Raw genomic sequence first — 17,665 nt, 5'->3', positions numbered from 1 at the left:
GTCACCTGCTCAGGACGGCCTGCTGCTCTGCGATGGACTGGTCGACGAACTGGGCCAGCGTGCGCACCGTCGGGTACTCCAAGACCACGGTCGCGGACACGGTGACATCGAGCATGTCCTTGATCCGGACCGCCAGTTGCACCGCCACGAGCGAGTTGCCGCCGATCTCGATGAAGTCCTCGTCCAGGCCGAGCTGGTCGATGCCGAACGCGTCCATCCAGAGCCGGCGCAGACCGCGCTCGGTGTCGGTGATGGCTTCGATGTCGACCGCCGGAGCGTGTCGCCGTGTTCGGTTGGTCCCGGCGAGCTGCCCGCCTTCCGCTGTCGCGATGTTCGCCGCGAACCCCGCGATGCGGTCCGCCCGCGCGGCCGGTGGCTCCGTGCTGATCACATATTGGGCCTCCCGGCCGCCGTTGAGGATCCGCCACGTCAGCTCGATGCCGTGGTCCGGAGCCAGCAGCAGTTCCGCGGTGGCCGGGCGCGCGGTGGCCGGCAGGTCGATCATGGAACCCGTGGGACGGTCGCCGAGTGCGCTGTGGACGGCGGCGGTCTCGATACCTCGGACCGAGTAGTTCTCGATGGCGACCAGCTCGCATCCGTCCTCGTCCATGATGGAAAAGTCGAAGCTCGCGATGTCCCGGCCCGCGATGGCGACACCGCGTGGTACGCCATGGCTGTACACCCTGGCCGGCAGCGGGGCGCGAACGACCACCCGGCCGTACGCCAGCGGGAGGAACCCTCGACCGTCCCCACTGAGATCGGGAAGGTCCAGGCCGAGGCCGGTCGCGCCGTCGAGCAGCGCCGGATGCAGCACGAACTCGTCGAGGTCGCCGTCGAGGCCGCTGGGGATCGCCAGCTCGACGAGATGCTGGCCGTGGCCCGTGTGCACCCGGTCGATGACGTGCCAGTGCGGGCCGAACGTCACCGGGGACTCCGGGTCGTCCAGCGTCGGCCGGTAGCCGGCCGCGTCGCATTGCGCGCGGAGCGCGGCCAGATCCCGCCGCGGCGGCGCCTGGGTGTCCGCCGTGGCGTCGGCGGTGCCCGAGGCATGCCGTTCCCACGGCGCGTCGAGGTCGTCGGCCGGCCGGCTGACCACGGTGAAGTCGATGGCGGTCGGCCCGCTCGGTCGCCCGACCACGCGCAGCTCGCGTGGCCCGTCGACGGCGAGCGGCCGGGTGAAGATCAGGTCGCGGAGTTCGACGGGGCCCGGCCGCACGGCCGTGTCGTACGCGGCCCGGATCAGCTCGACGTAGGCGACGCCCGGGTAGACGGCGTGTCCGTTCATCCGGTGGTCGGACAGCACCCAGTGGCACGTCGGATCGATCCGCGAGGAGAAGGCGATCTCGTCACCGGGGAGTCGATGGCCGAGGAGGGGATGGGAGGGCTGGGGGTCGCGCCCGGCCTCCAGCGCCCGGAAGCCCTCGGGCGCGTCGGCCCGTGTGTCCACCGTCATGCCGACGTCGGCCCAGCCGCACCAGTTGACCGAGATCGCGGGGCAGTGCGCGGGCGGGCGTGCCTGCGCGTAGGCGTCGAGGAACGCGTTGGCCGAACAGTAGTCGACCATGCCGTAGTCACCGCTGACCGACACGATCGAGGAGTACAGCACGAGCACGTCGATCTCTCGCCCGAGCAGCCGGTCGAGCACCAGCGTGCCCTCGACCTTCGGCGCGAGCACCTGCTCGGCCTGCTCCCTCGTGCGGACCAGCGCCATGCCGCCGCCGGCCACGCCGGCCGCGTGGAACACGCCGTTGACGGGCCCGAACCGCTCCCGCGCGGCGTCGACGACCATCTGCATGGCGGCCTCGTCCGCGACGTCCGCGACGGCGGTCATCACCTCGCCGCCCAGCCTCTCCACCTCCTGGATGCCGCGGATCCGAGCGCCCGTGCGATCATCGCCGTTCTCGGTGAGGTAGGCGTCCCAGTCCTGGCGCGGCGGCAGCGGCGTGCGTCCGACCAGGATCAGCCGAGCCGCCACGCCACGCGCGAGCGCCTTGGCGGTCTCCAGCCCGATCCCGCCCATACCTCCGGTGATCAGGTACACGCCCCGTCGCCGGAGCAGTCGAGGTACGTCCGTGTGGTCGGGCAGGTCGGTCTGCTCGTACTCCTCCACCCACCGGCGTCCTGCCCGCAAGGCGACCGTCCTGTCGGTGACCGGCGTGTCGAGCTCGGTGAGGAGCGGTTCGACGTCGGCGAGATCCGCCGCGGAGGTGTCGATGAGCTGGCAGGTGATCGTCGGCGACTCGTGCGGGATGACCCGGCACGGGCCGCGCAGCAACGACTTGGCCGGGTCGATCTGCTCTGCACCCGACACGTTGCAGGTACCGCTGGTGAGGACGCGGATCTCGACGGGCCGGTCCGGCCAGTGCGCCAGCCAGGCCTGCGACAGGAACAGCACGCTGTAGAAACCGGTGTCGCGGATCTCGTCGACAGCGGAGAAGTCGTCCTGTCCTGCCCAGAGTGACCGGCCGGACGTCCAGCCGTGCAGGACGGAGGCCGGCCTGCCGGGTCCTGCCTCCAGGGCCTTGAGCAGCTCGTCGTAGTCGGGACGGTGACCGGGAACGATCTCGAAGTGGTGGTCGTCGAGCTTCGCGAACCGAGCGCCGGCGCTGACGCGGACCACCGTCGCGCCCCGCGCGGCGAGCTCACCGGACACCGCCTCGGCCGGTCCCTCCGCCGGGGTGAACACCAACCAGGTGTCCGAGCCGCCGGCCGCCGGGCGGGACGGCGGCCCGGACGCGGGCAGCGGCCGGCGCCGCCACACCGGCAGGTAGCCGGGGCCGCCGGCGGGTTCCCGCGACCGCGCATCGTCGTCACCGGTGCGGGGATCGGGCTCCACCCAGTACCGCTCCCGCTCATACGGGTACACGGGCAGGGAGACGCGCTTGCGCCCGGCTCCGGCGCGCAGTGCCGCCCAGTCGAGCGGGACGCCGAGCGACCAGAGTCGTCCGGCGGCCTCGGCCAGCGACCTGGCGTCGGAGCCCGTCGCGGTCGGCCGGCCGAACGAGGCCACGACCTTCGCCGCCTTGGGCAGCGCCTGCCGGGCGAGTGAGGTGAGGTTCTGACCGGGCCCGACCTCGAGCAGCACCGCCCCGGTCGCCGCGAGTTTCCGGCAGGCGGCGTCGAAGCGAACGGTGCCGCGCAGGTGGTCCGCCCAGTAGCCGGGGTCGACCGCCTCGCTGTCGGTGATCTGCCTGCCGGTGAGGGTCGACACGAACGGGATCGAGGGGGACTTGAGCGGGACCTCGGCGACCGTGTCGCGCAGCGGCTCCACGACGGGGTCGAGCATGGAGCTGTGGAAGGCGTGCGAGGTGTGGAGGGGCCGGCAGCGCACGCCCCGTGCGTCGAGCCACTCGGTCAGTTCCGCGACGGCATCGGCCGGCCCGGCGACGACGCAGGCCCTGGGGCCGTTGACCGCCGCGAGGTCCAGTTCGTCCGGCAGCATCGGGAGAAGGTCGTCGGCGGCCATCGGCACTGCGACCATCGAGCCGGCCGGCATGGACTGGGTCAGCCTGCCTCGCGCCGCGACCAGCTCCAGCGCGTCCGGCAGCGTGAAGACCCCGGCCAGGCAGGCGGCGACGTACTCGCCGACGCTGTGGCCGGCCATCGTCGCCGGTTCGACGCCCCAGCTCATCCACAGCCGGGCCAGTGCGTACTCGATCGTGAACAGGGCCGGCTGGGCCAGCTCGGTCCGCCGCAGCCGGTCCGCCTTCGCGGTGTCGTCGGCGTCCCGGCCGCGCTCGCCGAACATCACGTCCCGTACGTCGCAACCCAGATGCGGCGCCAGCAGCTCCGCGCACTCGTCGACCGTCTCGCGGAACACCGGTTCCGTCCGGTACCCCTGCTCGGCCATGCCCACGTGCTGCGCGCCCTGGCCGGGGAACAGGAACGCCACCGAGGCGGTACCCCGCGTGTCCGGCGGCACCGGCATGGCATCGTCGAGTTGGGCGATGGCGTCGTCGACGTCCCGGCAGACCACCGCGTCGCGGCGCTCCAGCTGCGCCCGGCCGACCTGCAGCGTGTGCGCGACGTCGGCGAGTTCCAGCTCGGGGTGGGCGCGCAGATGCGCGGCGAGCTCGGTGCGCATGGTCGCGAGGGCCGACTCGGTCTTGGCCGACAGCGGCAGGATCTGCCAGGTGCGCCCGGGGTCGCCCGGTACCGCGGGCGGCGCCTCCTCAAGGATGACGTGCGCGTTGCCGCCGCCGATGCCGAACGAGCTCACCGCGGCCCGCTTGGGCGTGCCACCGGTTCGCCACGGCGCCAGCTCCGCGTTGACGTAGAACGGCGTCTCGGCGAAGTCGATCTCCGGGTTGGGCGTCACGAAGTTGAGCGAGCCCGGGACGAGCCCGTTCCGCATGGCCAGCACGGTCTTGATGAGCCCGGCGATACCGGCGACGGATCCGAGATGGCCGATGTTCGTCTTGACCGACCCGATGGGGCAGGCGCGCTCGCCGACGGCGCCGGCCTGCCTGTACGCGGCCGATAGCGCGGCCACCTCGATCGGATCTCCGACCCTCGTCCCCGTGCCGTGCGCCTCGACGTAGTCGATGGTGTCCGGTGCGACGCCGCTCGCGGTGAGCGCCTGCGAGATCACGGCCCGCTGGCCCTCCTCGCTGGGTGCGCTGAAGCCGGTCTTCGCGCCCCCGTCGTTGTTGACGGCGGAGGCGAGGAGGACGGCATAGATGTGATCGCCGTCGGCGAGCGCGTCTGCGTAGCGTTTGAGCACCACCGCGCCGGCACCGGTGCCGAAGTTCGTGCCGCCGGCGTCCGCGTCGAAGGCGCGGATCCTGCCGTCGCGGGCGAACATGCCGTTCTCGGTCCACGTCCGTCCATGGTGGTAGGGCAGGACGACGTGGGACCCGCCGGCGATGGCCATGCCGCACTCGCGGTTCAGCAACGCCTGCGCGGCCAGGTGGGTGGCGACCAGCGAGCCCGAGCACGCGGTGGCGATCGAGAGCGCGGGGCCGGTGAGACCGAGGGAGTAGGCGACGCGCAGTGCCACGTAGTCCCCGTGGTTGCTGATGTCGACGCCGAGGTCGCCGACGGCATCGAGGACCCGCTGGTTCCGGAAAACGTTCTTCCAGTGGTACTCGGCCGGCCCGCTGGCGCCGTAGACCCCGATGTCGCGCCCACCGTGGCTGGCGGCGTAGCCGGCGTCCTGCAGAGCGGTGCTGCACACCTCGAGAAACAGCCGCTGCTGCGGATCGGTTATCTGGGCTTGTCTGGCGCTGTAACCGAAGTACTTCGCGTCGAAATACTCCATCTCGTCCAGGAGGGGGCGGACCCGGATGTAGTCCGGATCGGCGATGTCCTCCTCGGAGACGCCGGCGCTCCGCAACTGCTCGTCGGTGAGCCTGGTGAAGGACTGCACGCCCTGTTCGAGGTTGCGCCAGAGCTGGGTCGTGTCGGCTGCTCCGGGGAACCGCACGCCCATGCCGATGATGGCCACCCTGCTGGCCACATGTTCCGGAAAACCCGGCTCGTCACCCACCGCGCGTCCTCTCGTTGTGGCGTCGCACCGCCGAAAGGCGAGATCCGTTCGCCGCACAGTAAGCGCGGACTCGCCTCCCCGGCATGCCCCGGGAAGAGGGGACAGGAGGGTGTCCTGGGTTTGCGGGACATGACGCCGAGCACGCGGCTCGCCAGCATGGACGGGTCAGCGTGCTACCGGTATGGAGGTGCCGTGCGAACCTCATCGTCAGCCGACCGGGCGCTGGGGCCGCAGTGGTTCGTCCCGCTGAACGACGACGGTTCGCGACCGCACCGGGTGCTCGCGCTGCCGCAGGCCGGCGCGGGGTGCTCGGCGTTCGCCGACTGCGCGGCCCTGCTGCCCGGCGACATCGGGCTGTGGGCGTTGAACCCCCCTGGCAGGCAGGCGCGATTCGACGAGCCGTCGATCACCGACCTGGACGATCTCGTCGCCGGCATCGCGGCCGAGCTCTCGCGCTGGACGGCGCGGCCCTACGTGCTCTTCGGGTACTGCTCGGGTGCGCTGGCCGCATTCCTGCTCGCGCGTGCCGTCGAGGCCGGGGCCATGCCGGCGCCCGTGGCGCTGGTCGTGGCCTCCTACCCCGCGCCGCAACTGGTACGACCCGACTCCGCCCTGCACACTCTGCCGTCGGACGAGTTCTGGTCGCGGATCCGGTCGTTCGGCGGCTTTCCGATGACACTCGCCGCGGAGCCGGACTACCGGGAGATCTTCGAACCCGCGCTGCGCGCCGACTTCGCCGCCGTGTCCGGCTTCGCCTACGTGGACGGTCCACCGCTGGGCATGCCCATCGTGGCGGTGGCCGGGCGCGATGACGGCACCAGCTCGGCCGGGGAACTGCGCGCTTGGGAGGCCCAGACCAGCGCCGGTTTCCGGATGGAGTTCGTCGACGGCGACCACTGGCTGCTGGACGGTGGCCAGGCCGCGGTGATGGCCCTCGTCGAGCGGGAGTTCCGGCGGTGACCGAGCTCGAACGGCGGATCAGAGCCGCGTTCGCGAGCCGGGCCCCGCGGGGGCGCATCCTGACCGACCGCACCAACTTCTTCGAGGCGGGTTTCACCTCGGTCATTCTGGCCGCCGTGCGCGCCGACCTGGACGGAGCCGGGCTCTCCCTCGGCATGGTCGACATGTTCCGTTACCCGACGCTCGCCACGTTGATCGAGGAAGTCGAAGCACGCGCGGCGGCAGGGACCGGGCACCCGGCGCGCGCGAACCGGGCCGCCGCCGCGCGGCTTCCCTGGGACTCGTGACATCGAGAGGGACCAACCGTGTCAGAGCGCACGCGGCCGACGCCGCAGCGGCGGGCCGACCTGCCCGCGCACTGGATGTCTCGGCCTGCTCCCGGGCCGGACCCCGAGACGGCGTCGGCCTTCGACAGGCTGCTGGACCAGGCCGTCAAGGAGGGGCCGGCGCGACCCATCGACTACCGGCTGCCGGCACCGAAGTGGCAGTTCCTCTGCCATGCCGCCGACCGAAGGGGCTTCGTGCTCCACGGAACGGGCGACCCCGGCATCACGTGCTTCGAACCGCGCCGGCCGGCGGACCCATCCGAATTCGGTGGCCGGCGGGCGGTCTTCGCCGCGATGGACGGCATCTGGCCGATGTACTTCGCGGTCATCGACCGGGCCGGGCACGCGATGACGCTGGTCACCGCGTGCATCCGGCTCAACGAGGACCGGGACGGCCCCTACTACTTCTTCTCGATCACCCGCTCTGCCCTCGAACGGCGACCGTGGCGCGAGGGAACGGTCTACCTCCTGTCCGCGGACGGGTTCGAGCCGCAGCCGCGGATCGCCTTCGGCGAAACGGAGGTCCGGATAGCCCAGGCGGCGAACCCGGATCCGGTGGCGCCCGTCGCCAAACTCACCGTGCGGCCGACCGACTTCCCGTTTCTCCACCAGATCCGCGGCCACGACGACCAGCTGATGAAAGCCCGTGCCATGGCGGGCGACGTGTTCCCCTGGCGCGAGGACGATTGACGTTCCCGGAAATGCACGATCCCCAGGCCGGACACGATGCCTGACCTGGGGAGATCATGGTGGGCGATACTGGGATTGAACCAGTGGCCTCTACCGTGTCAAGGTAGCGCTCTCCCACTGAGCTAATCGCCCTCGTGCGCTGCGAGGTGGAGACGGGATTTGAACCCGTGTACACGGCTTTGCAGGCCGTTGCCTCGCCTCTCGGCCACTCCACCAGAGCGAGGCCTGACGGGGCCTCTCAGAGCGGACGACGGGATTCGAACCCGCGACCCTCACCTTGGCAAGGTGATGCTCTACCAACTGAGCCACGTCCGCCTGCCGCCTGGGGGTCGCCCCCCGGGCTCGCATGGACAACTCTAGCGGAATCCTGGAGTGCTTGCGTACCGCGCGGGCTCGGAGTCGGTGAGCTCGGCGTGCAGGGAGTTCCAGAAGTCGAGTTCCTTGTCCTCTTCGAGGTGGGCGATGCGGCCCCAGAACTCGCGGTCCTCGGCCTCGTGGGCGGCGGCGAGGGAGAGGGCGGGCATCAGGGTGGTGCCGGCGTCGGCCGCGTCCAGGTCGGCCGGGGTGACGTCGGCGGGGAGCGCGACCGGGGTGGACGGGCGGTGGTGCTTGCCGCGCTTGCGGACGCGGATCGGCGGCGTGGTGGGGGCCTTCGCGGCGGCGGCGCGGCCGGCGGCGAGGGCGACGGTGCCGCAGAGGACGAAGGCGAGGATCCCGCCGATGACGACCTCCTGCGCGGGGAGGTGCTCGGGGGGCGCGGAGTGCTCCTGCTCCTGCGCGTGCGTCGTGGTGGCGGGGTCGCCGATCTTGTCGACGGTGGGGGCGGGGGCGGCGTGCTTCGGCGTGTACTTGGCCTCGACCTTGATCTTGGATGGGTAGCCGAAGCCGACGACGGTGTCCATGTCGCGGGTCTTGCGCATGAGCTTGTAGCCCTCGGCGTTGCCCTCGATGGTGTGCAGCGTGTGGCCGTCGACCTTCTCGACGATGCCGACGTGGTCGACCTGGTCGATGTCGCCGGAGCCGTTCCAGTCGTAGAAGACGATGGCGCCGGGCTCGGGGTCGTGGCCCCAGGCGTCGTGCTTCTTGAACCACTTGGCGTGCTGGACGGTGGAGGCGAACTGCCCGGTCTGCTCGGTGACGTCGGCCTTGTCGGCGGCCCAGGCGAGGAACATGTCGCACCAGGGGGCCGTCTTGAAGTAGGCGTCGTGGTCGCCGTCGACGTTCTTGGCGTACCAGTCGCCGAACTTCGTGTAGCCGTCGCCCTTCTCGGTGTAGCCGAGTTCCTTCTTGGCGATGTCGAGCAGTTTCTTGCCGATCGGGTCCATGTCGCTCCCTGCCGCACCTCGCTCGTCCGGGCAGGGTGGCGCCCGACCGGGGGGACGGAACGCGCCGCGGCCCCCGGCCCGGGGGGTTCAAGGTCACGTTCCGATCTCGACGGAATGTAGCCGAGGTAAACGGGGGGCGGCAAGCCGTTCCCGACAACCGGTCAAAAGGGACTACTCAGTAGTAGCCACGCGGGAGGACGGTGACCGGACAGGGGGTGGCGCGCAGGACCTTGAGCGCGATCTCGCCCACGAAGACCCGGTGCGCGGCCGCGTCCTCGCTGGACGCGCAGACGAGCAGCTCGCCGTCGGGCCAGTCCACGTCGTCCAGGGCGTCGGCGACGTCGTCCCCCTCGGCGAGCTCGGCGGAGACCTCCTCGGGCGGCAGGTCGGCCGAGTCCACGGCGAGGCGGATGGCGAGGGCGAGGTCGTCGCGGAGCCGCTCGGCGTTCACCTCGCCGATGGCCAGCGTGACCAGCCGGAGCGGGACCTCCAGCCGCTCGGCGGCCTGGGCGGCGCGGATGACCGCCTCCTCGCACTGGGGGCGCCGGACGTACATGACCGTGATGCGGCCCAGATCGTCCGGCGGGACGTAGCCGGACGGGGCGAGCATCACGGCCTCGGTCGCCGAGTGCAGCAGGTGGTCGGCGGCGGCGCCGACGCCGATGCGGCCGCGGGCGCCGCCCTCGGGGGAGCCGACGACGATCAGGTCGGCGCCGATCCGGCTGGCGAGCACGGTGAGGCCGCGGCCGACGCTGCGCCCCTCCTGGACGTGCAGGTCCGCGGGCCACCCGTCCAGCGCCTCCGGCACCTGGTCGAGGACCGCGCGCGCCTCCCCGGCCGCGGCCGGCAGGTCCGGCGGGGCGACGGTCGCCACGCTGAGCCGGCCGCCGGTCAGCGCGACGATCCCGCGCGCGAGGTCGAGCGCCTCCCTGCCGCCCGCGTCCGGGACGTAGCCCGCGAGCACGTGTTCACCGATCATGCTCCTGAGCATTCCCCCGGAGGGCCGTCACAGACCAGCGGCTGTTTGCGGTAGTTTTTCCTGATTGTCGTAAGTTTGGGGGGATTTTCATGGGGGCCGAGGTGTCCGACCTCAGACCCGGACGCTGGACCATCGACCCGGTGCACTCCGAGATCACCTTCGCGATCCGGCACCTGATGACCACGGTGCGCGGGTCGTTCCCCGACTTCGGGGGCGAGGTCGTGGTCGCGGACGATCCGCTGGAGTCCGCCGCGCGCGCGGAGATCCGGATGGGCTCCATCGACACCCGCAGCGCCGAACGGGACGAGCACATCCGCTCCGCCGACTTCCTGGACGTCCGGCGGCACCCGGTGATGATGTTCGCCGGCACCGGAGTGGAACGTGCCACCGTCGGCCGCCGCGCCCGCGGCCCCCGCTACCACCTGGACGGCGACCTGACGATCAGGGACGTGACCCGGCCGGTCCGGCTGCTGACCGAGTTCCACGGCGTGAGCACCGACCCGTGGGGCGGCGTCCGCGCCGGCTTCACCGCGACCGCGGCCATCAGCCGCCGCGCCTTCGGCATCGAGTTCAACGTCCCGCTGCAGGGCGACCGGGTCATGCTCGGCGACGAGGTCGCGATCGCGCTGGAGATCCAGGCGGTGCTGGCCACGGCCGACGCCGGCACCGGCGCCGCCGAGGCCCCGGCCTAGCCGCGCGCCGCGCGGGTCAGGCCCAGCAGGTCGCGGGCGGGGCCGGCGGGACGCTGCCCGGCCGGCCACACCGCGCGCAGCGGCCGGGAGAGGTCCAGCTCGGGGACGGGGACCCTGATCAGCCGTCCCGCGGCCAGCTCGTCGGCGACGGCCAGGTCGCTCACCACGACCGGGCCCGCGCCCGAGACGGCCGCCGCCTTGAGCGCGGTGGTGGACGCCAGTTGCAGCAGCGGGGGCGCCGTCCCGCCGTGCGAGGCGAGCGCCCGGTCGAGGATCTCGCGCGTCCCCGAGCCCTGCTCGCGCAGGACGAGGGGCGTGACCGCCAGCTCGGCCGCGGTCACCCCGGACCGCCGCCGCGCCCAGGCGTGGCCCGCGCCGACCACGACGACGAGCCGGTCGGTCGCGACGACGGTGCCGCTCAGGCCCGCCGGCGTCCGGGCGCCCTCCACGAACCCGAGGTCGGCGTCGCCGCCGCGGACCTCCTCGGCGACCACGGTCGAGTTCGCCGTCCGCAGCGTCACCGCGACGCCCGGCCGGACGGTCTTGAGCGTCACCAGCCAGCCGGGCATCAGGTACTCGGCGACGGTCAGGCTCGCCACGACGCGCAGCCGCCCGTCCCGGCGCTCGCGCAGCGCGCCGAGGCCCGCGTCGAGCGCCTCCGCCGCCGCGATGACCTGCCGGGCCCACTCGGCGACCAGGGCGCCCGCCTCCGTGGGCCGCGAGCCGCGCGGCGACCGTTCGAGCAGGGCCACGCCGGCCTGCCGCTCCATCGAGCGGATGCGGGCGCTGGCGGCGGGCTGGGTGACGCCGAGCTCGGCCGCCGCCCGCCCCACGCTGCCCAGCCGGACGACGGCGAGCAGCAGTTCGAGGGCGCCCAGGTCGGGGACGCGATGCGACACGGCCATGCCCCCGATCCTACGTGACCCATAAGGCCGCCTTATGAGCCCATAGGGCCGTGGCGTCTACTGCCGCGACCGCCGGCGGCGGACGCTGGAGGGCATGAGCCTCCCGACCCTCCACGGCGCGCCGCTGGGCGCGCTCGACCGTCCCGCCGAGGCGTTCCGCCATCTCGGGCCCAACTGGTACGCGGCCGTGATGGGAACGTCGATCGTCGGGACCGGCGCCCGCGCGCTGCCGGTGGACGTCCCCGGCCTGCACGCGTTCGCCGTCGCCGTGTGGATGCTCTCGCTGGCGATGCTCGCGGCGCTGATGACGGCGCGCGCCGTCCATGTCGTCCGGCACCCGGACGTGGCCCGGTCCCAGCTCCTGGACAACCCCGCCACCGCCGTGTTCTACGGCTGCCCGCCGATGGCCCTGCTCGCCGTCGGCTACGGCACGCTGGTGCTCGGCCCGCCCGTGATCGGGCACGGTGCGGCGATCGCGCTGAACGCCGTCCTGTGGAGCCTCGGCACGGCCTATGCCGTGGCCGTCGCGGCCGGCGTCCCCTACCTCATGATCACCCGGCACCGCCTCGAACCGGGCTCGGCGGACCCGACCTGGCTGCTGCCCGTGGTCGCGCCGATGGTCGCCGCGGCGCTCGGGCCCGCGCTCGTCCCGCACCTGCCGGAGGGCCAGGCCCGCGCCACGCTGCTGTTCGGGTGCCACGCCATGTTCGGCGCGAGCCTGCTCGCCACGCTCGTCCTGCTCCCGGGCATCTGGACGCGGCTGGCCGGCGGCCGCCCGTCGCCGGTCACCCTCACCCCCGCGCTCTTCCTGGTCCTCGGGCCGCTCGGGCAGTCGACGACGGCCGCCGTCCAGATCGCGGACGCGGCGGGCGCGGCGGACGCCGTCCCCGGGTACGCGGCGGCCATGCGCGCGTTCGCCGTCCTCTACGGCGCCCCCGTGATGGGCTTCGCGATGCTCTGGCTGGTCCTCGCGGGCGCCGCGAACCTGCGGGCCCTGCGCGGCGGGATGCCGTTCGCGATGACGTGGTGGGCCTTCACCTTCCCGGTCGGGACGTGCGTCACCGGCGCCTGCGGCCTGTACGAGGCCACCGGCCTGGACGCGCTGGCCGGGCTGGCCGTGCTCCTCTACCTGCTGCTCGTCGCGGCCTGGGCGGTCGCCGCGGTCCGGACGCTCCAGGGCGCGGTCAGCGGCCGGCTCTTCCTGCCGGCGCGCCCCGCCGTCCCCGCCCCGTCCTAGAGCAGGAATACCGGTCCGCGCTCCGGGGTTCTGTAGGATGGTTGAACGTTCTACTATCTGGAGGCCGGGCATGCAGTTCGGGATCTTCACGGTCGGCGACGTCACGCCCGACCCGACCACCGGGCGCACGCCGTCCGAGGCCGAGCGGATCAGGGCCATGGTCGCGATCGCCGACAAAGCCGAGGAGGTGGGCCTGGACGTCTTCGCGACCGGCGAGCACCACAACCCGCCGTTCGTGCCGTCCTCCCCGACGACGATGCTCGGCTACATCGCGGCCCGCACCGAGCGGCTGATCCTGTCCACCGCGACCACGCTGATCACCACCAACGACCCGGTGAAGATCGCCGAGGACTACGCGATGCTCCAGCACCTCGCCGGCGGCCGGGTGGACCTGATGATGGGACGCGGCAACACCGGCCCCGTCTACCCGTGGTTCGGCAAGGACATCCGCGACGGCATCCGGCTGGCCATCGAGAACTACCACCTGCTCCACCGGCTCTGGCGCGAGGACGTCGTCGACTGGGAAGGCGAGTTCCGCACCCCGCTGCAGTCGTTCACCTCGACCCCGCGCCCGCTGGACGGCGTCCCGCCGTTCGTCTGGCACGGGTCGATCCGCAGCCCGGAGATCGCCGAGCAGGCCGCCTACTACGGCGACGGCTTCTTCGCCAACCACATCTTCTGGCCCAAGGAGCACTTCCAGCGCCTCATCGGCTTCTACCGGCAGCGGTTCGAGCACTACGGCCACGGCTCCGCCGACCAGGCGATCGTCGGCCTCGGCGGGCAGGTGTTCATGCGCAGGAACTCCCAGGACGCCGTCCGCGAGTTCCGCCCGTACTTCGACAACGCCCCCGTCTACGGGCACGGCCCGTCGCTGGAGGAGTTCACCGCCGAGACGCCCCTCACGGTCGGCAGCCCGCAGCAGGTCATCGAGAAGACGCTGACGTTCCGCGACCACTTCGGCGACTACCAGCGCCAGCTGTTCCTGATGGACCACGCCGGGCTGCCGCTGAAGACGGTCCTGGAGCAGATCGACATGCTGGGGGAGGAGGTCGTGCCCGTCCTGCGCAAGGAGTTCGAGTCGCTGCGCCCGGCGCACGTCCCCGCGACCGCCCCGACCCACACGTCCCGTCTCGCAGAGGGGGTCAAGTGACCACGCTCGCCGTCGTCTCCGCCGGGCTCGGGCGGCCGTCGTCCACCCGGCTGCTCGCAGACCGCCTCGCCGCCGCGACGACCGAGGCCCTGCGCGCGGACACCGCCGTCGAGACCATCGAGCTGCGCGACCACGCGCACGCCATGGTCGACGCCACCCTGACCGGCTTCCCGTCGGGGACGTTCCGCGCCGCCGTCGAAGCGGTGACGGGCGCGGACGGCCTCATCGCCGTCACGCCCGTCTTCAACGCGTCCTACACCGGCCTGTTCAAGACGTTCTTCGACGTCCTCGACCGGGACGCCCTGGAAGGCACGCCGGTGCTGCTCGGCGCGACCGGCGGCACCGCCCGCCACTCCCTGGCCATCGACTACGCCATGCGCCCGCTGTTCGCCTACCTGCGCACCAGCGTCGTCCCGACCGCCGTGTACGCGGCGTCCGAGGACTGGGGGAGCGGCGAGACGGCTCTGCCCGACCGCGTCGCCCGCGCCGGCGCCGAGCTCGCCGCCCTGATGGAGGCGCGTCCGGCCCCGGCCAAGGACGACCCGTACGAGAACCCCGTTCCCTTCGACCGGCTCCTCGCCGGACGCTGATCTTTCCTAAGCCTTGGCTTATATAAGCGAAGCCTGTACCTTGGGCTCGTGCACGCGTTCGATGTACTGGGCGACCCGGTGCGGCGCCGGATCCTGGAGCTGCTCGCCGACGGCGAGCGGTCGTCCGGCGAGGTGACGGCGGTCGTCCGGGAGGAGTTCGGAATCTCGCAGCCCGCGGTCTCGCAGCATCTGAAGGTGCTGCGCGACAGCGGGTTCGCGGTGGTGCGGGCGGAGGGGACGCGCCGGCTGTACACCGTCGACTCCGCGCCGCTGCGGGAGGTCGACGAATGGCTCGACCGCTTCCGCCGGTTCTGGACGCCGCATCTCGACGCCCTGGCGACCGAGATCGCCCGGGGCAAGCGCGCACGCCGACACGACCCAGGGAGCGAGACATGATCGAAGTCACCGGGCAGATCAACGCGGTACGGCGCAAGGTCGGCGAGCGGGTGCTGGAGGCCGGCACCGCGCGGACGTCGACGGTCAGCCAGGTCTACGACACCGGCGTCGAGGACCTGTGGGACGCCGTCACCAACCCCGAGCGGATTCCCCGCTGGTTCCTGCCGATCTCGGGTGAGCTCCGGCTCGGCGGCCGCTACCAGATCGAGGGCAACGCGAGCGGGACCATCGAGACCTGCGATCCGCCCAAGGGCTTCTCCGCGACCTGGGAGTACGGCGGCCAGACGTCCTGGATCGAGGTCCGGCTGACCCCGGAGCAGGACGGCCGGTCGCGCTTCGAACTGGAGCACATCGCCCACGTCGACGACGGCATGTGGGACCAGTTCGGGCCGGGCGCCGTCGGCATCGGCTGGGACATGGCGCTGCTCGGCCTCGCCCTGCACCTGGCGACCGGCAAGAACGCCCCGGAAGAGGTCGGGCCGGACTGGTCCACGACCGACGAGGGCAAGGAGTTCACCCGGCAGAGCGGCGAGGCCTGGCGCGAGGCGCACGTCGAGTCGGGCGCCGACGAAGCGGTCGCCCGCGCCTGCGCGGACCGCACCATCGGCGCCTACACCGGAGAGGCGGAGTGATCCCGGCGCGGGATCGCTGACACGCCCCGCGGGTCCCGGGAGCGCACCTGCCGACCAGGCAGAATGTGCCGGGTGGACGTCCGGGTGGGGGTCCGCGTCGAAGGGGTAGTGCAGGGCGTCGGGTTCCGGCCGTTCGTGCACGGCCTCGCCACCGGCCTCGGCCTGTCCGGGCTGGTCGGCAACGACGCGGGCGGAGTGTTCATCGAGGTCGAGGGCGCGCCCGACGAGGTCGGGCGGTTCCTGGACGGCCTGCGCGCGCGCCCGCCCCGGCTGGCCGTCGTCGAACGCGTCACGGTCCGCGACCTGGCCGCGGCGGGCCGCGACGGGTTCGTCATCGTGGGCAGTGACGCGTCGGGCGAGCGCCGCGCCCTGGTCTCCTGGGACTCCGCCACCTGCGACGACTGCGTGCGCGAGATGCGCGACCCCGCCGACCGGCGCCACGGCTACGCCTTCATCAACTGCACGAACTGCGGGCCGCGCTTCACGATCGTCAGGGACGTCCCCTACGACCGGCGCAACACGACCATGGCGGGCTTCGCGATGTGCGGCGAGTGCACCGCCGAGTACGAGGACCCGGCCGACCGCCGGTTCCACGCCCAGCCGGTGTGCTGCCCGTCCTGCGGACCGTCCCTCACCGTGCGCCCCGCCGCCGGCGACCCGCTGGAGGCCGCGCGGTCGATGCTCGCGGACGGCGCCGTCCTCGCGGTCAAGGGCCTCGGCGGCTACCACCTCGCCGCGAGGGCGGCGGACGGCGGCGCCGTCGGCGCGCTGCGCGCCCGCAAGCACCGCGAGGACAAGCCGTTCGCCGTCATGGTCCCCGATCTGGCGGCGGCCCGGGCGCTCTGCGTCCTGTCCGACGCCGAGGAGGCGCTGCTGACCGGCCCGCGGCGTCCGATCGTGCTCGCGCGCCGCCGCCCTGACGCGGACCTCGCCGGCGCGGTCGCGCCCGGGAACCGGTCTCTCGGCCTCATGCTGCCCTACACCCCGCTCCACCACCTCCTGGTCACCGAGCCGTTGGTGCTGACCAGCGGGAACGTCTCGGACGAGCCGATCGCGCACCGCGACGCCGACGCCCTCGAACGCCTCGGCGGCATCGCCGACGGGTTCCTCCGGCACGACCGCCCCATCCACACGCGCACCGACGACTCGGTGGTGCGGGTCTTCGCCGGCCGGACGCTGCCGCTGCGCCGGTCCCGCGGCTACGCGCCCGAGCCGATCCCCATCGGGGACGGCCCGCCCGTCCTGGCGTGCGGGGCCGAGCTCAAGAACACGTTCTGCCTGGCCCGGGGCGGCCGGGCGTTCGTCTCCCACCACATCGGCGACCTGGAGAACCACGAGACGCTCCGCGCGTTCGAGGAGGGCATCGCCCACTTCCGGCGCCTCTTCGACATCACGCCCGAACTCCTCGCCCACGACCCGCACCCCGAGTACCTGTCGACGAAGTACGCGCTCGACCAGGACCTGCCGCCGGTCGCCGTCCAGCACCACCACGCCCACATCGCGTCCTGCCTCGCGGACAACGGCGTGGACGGCCCGGTCATCGGCGTGGCGTTCGACGGCACCGGATACGGGACGGACGGCACGCTCTGGGGCGGCGAGTTCCTGGTCGCCGACCTGCGCGGCTTCGAGCGCGCCGGGCACCTGGAACCGGTTCCGATGCCCGGCGGCGCGGCCGCGATCCGCGAGCCCTGGCGCATGGCCGCCGCCTACGGCGTCCCGGACGGGCTGCCGGTGGCGCGCCGCCGTGACTGGCCCGCCGTCGCGGAGATGGCCCGGCGCGGGATCAACGCTCCGCTCACCTCCAGCATGGGCCGCCTGTTCGACGCGGTCGCGGCCGTTCTCGGCGTCAGGGACCGGGTCACCTACGAGGGGCAGGCCGCGATCGAGCTGGAACAGCGCGCGGATCCGGCGGAATTCGGTGCGTACAGGGCGTCTCTCGGTGGCACGTCGTCCTTCGTGGCGCGCGGCCGCGATCTGCTGGACGCGGTGGCGGCCGACCTCGGCGCCGGAGTTCCGGTCCCGGTGATCGCCGCGCGCTTCCACAACGGCGTGGCGGCCCTCGTCGTGGACGGCGCGTCCCGCGTCCGCGAGGCGACGGGGCTCGCCACGGTGGCGCTCTCCGGCGGCGTGTTCCAGAACATGCTCCTGCTGGACCGCGCGGTGTCCGGCCTGGCCGGCGCGGGTTTCGACGTCCTCACCCATCACCGCGTCCCGCCCAACGACGGCGGCATCAGCCTTGGTCAGGCCGCCGTCGCCACCGCTCGTCACCGGCGGCGGGACACCGCGTGATCGGTC

General features: G+C 72.8%; 14 protein-coding genes and 3 tRNA genes. 10 read left to right on the top strand and 7 right to left on the bottom strand.

Annotation, left to right across the window (positions count from 1 at the left end):
- Window position 1: 1 nt before the first annotated feature.
- Window positions 2–5,488, bottom strand: a complete 5,487-nt coding sequence (locus tag K8Z49_RS09950) for an SDR family NAD(P)-dependent oxidoreductase (RefSeq protein ID WP_412518309.1) — start codon at window positions 5,486–5,488, stop codon at window positions 2–4.
- Between the two features lie 192 nt (window positions 5,489–5,680).
- On the opposite strand from K8Z49_RS09950, the gene K8Z49_RS09945 reads away from it, so the two are divergent.
- Genes K8Z49_RS09945 through K8Z49_RS09935 form a run of 3 tightly spaced genes read left to right on the top strand, consistent with a single transcriptional unit; the run spans window position 5,681 to window position 7,464 of the window.
- On the top strand, window positions 5,681–6,448 hold the full coding sequence (locus K8Z49_RS09945) for a thioesterase II family protein (protein ID WP_021598910.1): 768 nt from the start codon (window positions 5,681–5,683) through the stop codon (window positions 6,446–6,448).
- Window positions 6,445–6,735 carry a phosphopantetheine-binding protein gene (locus K8Z49_RS09940; RefSeq protein WP_075022008.1) on the top strand — a complete coding sequence of 97 codons (291 nt, stop codon included), beginning with the start codon at window positions 6,445–6,447 and terminating at the stop codon, window positions 6,733–6,735. The genes K8Z49_RS09945 and K8Z49_RS09940 overlap by 4 nt, the downstream gene beginning before the upstream one ends.
- Before the next feature lie 18 nt (window positions 6,736–6,753).
- On the top strand, window positions 6,754–7,464 hold the full coding sequence (locus K8Z49_RS09935) for a hypothetical protein (protein ID WP_021598912.1): 711 nt from the start codon (window positions 6,754–6,756) through the stop codon (window positions 7,462–7,464).
- A gap of 57 nt (window positions 7,465–7,521) precedes the next feature.
- Here K8Z49_RS09935 and K8Z49_RS09930 read toward each other — a convergent pair.
- From K8Z49_RS09930 to K8Z49_RS09910, 5 genes are all read right to left on the bottom strand, one after another.
- Window positions 7,522–7,596 (bottom strand) — tRNA-Val (locus K8Z49_RS09930).
- Window positions 7,597–7,608: 12 nt separating this feature from the next.
- Window positions 7,609–7,679, bottom strand: a tRNA-Cys gene (locus K8Z49_RS09925).
- Window positions 7,680–7,706: 27 nt separating this feature from the next.
- Window positions 7,707–7,779, bottom strand: a tRNA-Gly gene (locus tag K8Z49_RS09920).
- 41 nt (window positions 7,780–7,820) lie between these two features.
- The gene (locus tag K8Z49_RS09915; RefSeq protein WP_021598913.1) at window positions 7,821–8,789 is read right to left on the bottom strand and encodes a CHAP domain-containing protein; all 969 of its coding nucleotides are present in this window, start codon (window positions 8,787–8,789) and stop codon (window positions 7,821–7,823) included.
- A 175-nt stretch (window positions 8,790–8,964) separates the two neighbouring features.
- Entirely contained in the window at window positions 8,965–9,768 is an 804-nt protein-coding gene (locus tag K8Z49_RS09910) for a universal stress protein (protein WP_021598914.1), read from the bottom strand.
- A 101-nt stretch (window positions 9,769–9,869) separates the two neighbouring features.
- Here K8Z49_RS09910 and K8Z49_RS09905 point away from each other — a divergent pair, with 101 nt between their 5' ends.
- A complete protein-coding gene (locus tag K8Z49_RS09905) occupies window positions 9,870–10,460 on the top strand; it encodes a YceI family protein (protein WP_412518305.1) in 591 nt (196 codons plus the stop codon).
- Here K8Z49_RS09905 and K8Z49_RS09900 read toward each other — a convergent pair.
- Entirely contained in the window at window positions 10,457–11,365 is a 909-nt protein-coding gene (locus K8Z49_RS09900; RefSeq protein WP_024935944.1) for a LysR family transcriptional regulator, read from the bottom strand. The genes K8Z49_RS09905 and K8Z49_RS09900 overlap by 4 nt on opposite strands.
- Before the next feature lie 94 nt (window positions 11,366–11,459).
- Here K8Z49_RS09900 and K8Z49_RS09895 point away from each other — a divergent pair, with 94 nt between their 5' ends.
- The 6 genes from K8Z49_RS09895 (at window position 11,460) to hypF (ending at window position 17,659) form a co-directional block, all read left to right on the top strand.
- A complete protein-coding gene (locus K8Z49_RS09895) occupies window positions 11,460–12,602 on the top strand; it encodes a TDT family transporter (protein WP_412518303.1) in 1,143 nt (380 codons plus the stop codon).
- A 70-nt stretch (window positions 12,603–12,672) separates the two neighbouring features.
- Complete coding sequence (locus tag K8Z49_RS09890) at window positions 12,673–13,752, top strand: LLM class flavin-dependent oxidoreductase (RefSeq protein ID WP_021597166.1); 1,080 nt, start codon at window positions 12,673–12,675, stop codon at window positions 13,750–13,752.
- Complete coding sequence (locus K8Z49_RS09885; RefSeq protein WP_412518301.1) at window positions 13,749–14,342, top strand: FMN reductase; 594 nt, start codon at window positions 13,749–13,751, stop codon at window positions 14,340–14,342. The genes K8Z49_RS09890 and K8Z49_RS09885 overlap by 4 nt, the downstream gene beginning before the upstream one ends.
- A 48-nt stretch (window positions 14,343–14,390) precedes the next feature.
- Entirely contained in the window at window positions 14,391–14,738 is a 348-nt protein-coding gene (locus K8Z49_RS09880) for an ArsR/SmtB family transcription factor (RefSeq protein WP_021597164.1), read from the top strand.
- A complete protein-coding gene (locus K8Z49_RS09875) occupies window positions 14,735–15,370 on the top strand; it encodes an SRPBCC family protein (RefSeq protein ID WP_021597163.1) in 636 nt (211 codons plus the stop codon). The genes K8Z49_RS09880 and K8Z49_RS09875 overlap by 4 nt, the downstream gene beginning before the upstream one ends.
- Before the next feature lie 72 nt (window positions 15,371–15,442).
- Entirely contained in the window at window positions 15,443–17,659 is a 2,217-nt protein-coding gene (gene hypF / locus K8Z49_RS09870) for a carbamoyltransferase HypF (protein WP_244938600.1), read from the top strand.
- Window positions 17,660–17,665: the final 6 nt, after the last annotated feature.

Origin of the sequence: Actinomadura madurae (assembly GCF_047130825.1) — a bacterium.
Lineage (GTDB): Bacteria > Actinomycetota > Actinomycetes > Streptosporangiales > Streptosporangiaceae > Spirillospora > Spirillospora madurae.
Note: the sequence above shows the minus strand (reverse complement) of the source record. Positions and strands in the feature narration are given on the sequence as shown.

Coding starts and splice junctions, on each gene's coding strand:
- K8Z49_RS09875 (WP_021597163.1), top strand. CDS start 14,735: ATGATCGAAGTCACCGGGCAGATCAACGCGGTACGGCGCAAGGTCGGC.
- K8Z49_RS09900 (WP_024935944.1), bottom strand. CDS start 11,365: ATGGCCGTGTCGCATCGCGTCCCCGACCTGGGCGCCCTCGAACTGCTG.
- K8Z49_RS09895 (WP_412518303.1), top strand. CDS start 11,460: ATGAGCCTCCCGACCCTCCACGGCGCGCCGCTGGGCGCGCTCGACCGT.
- K8Z49_RS09915 (WP_021598913.1), bottom strand. CDS start 8,789: ATGGACCCGATCGGCAAGAAACTGCTCGACATCGCCAAGAAGGAACTC.
- K8Z49_RS09890 (WP_021597166.1), top strand. CDS start 12,673: ATGCAGTTCGGGATCTTCACGGTCGGCGACGTCACGCCCGACCCGACC.
- K8Z49_RS09910 (WP_021598914.1), bottom strand. CDS start 9,768: ATGATCGGTGAACACGTGCTCGCGGGCTACGTCCCGGACGCGGGCGGC.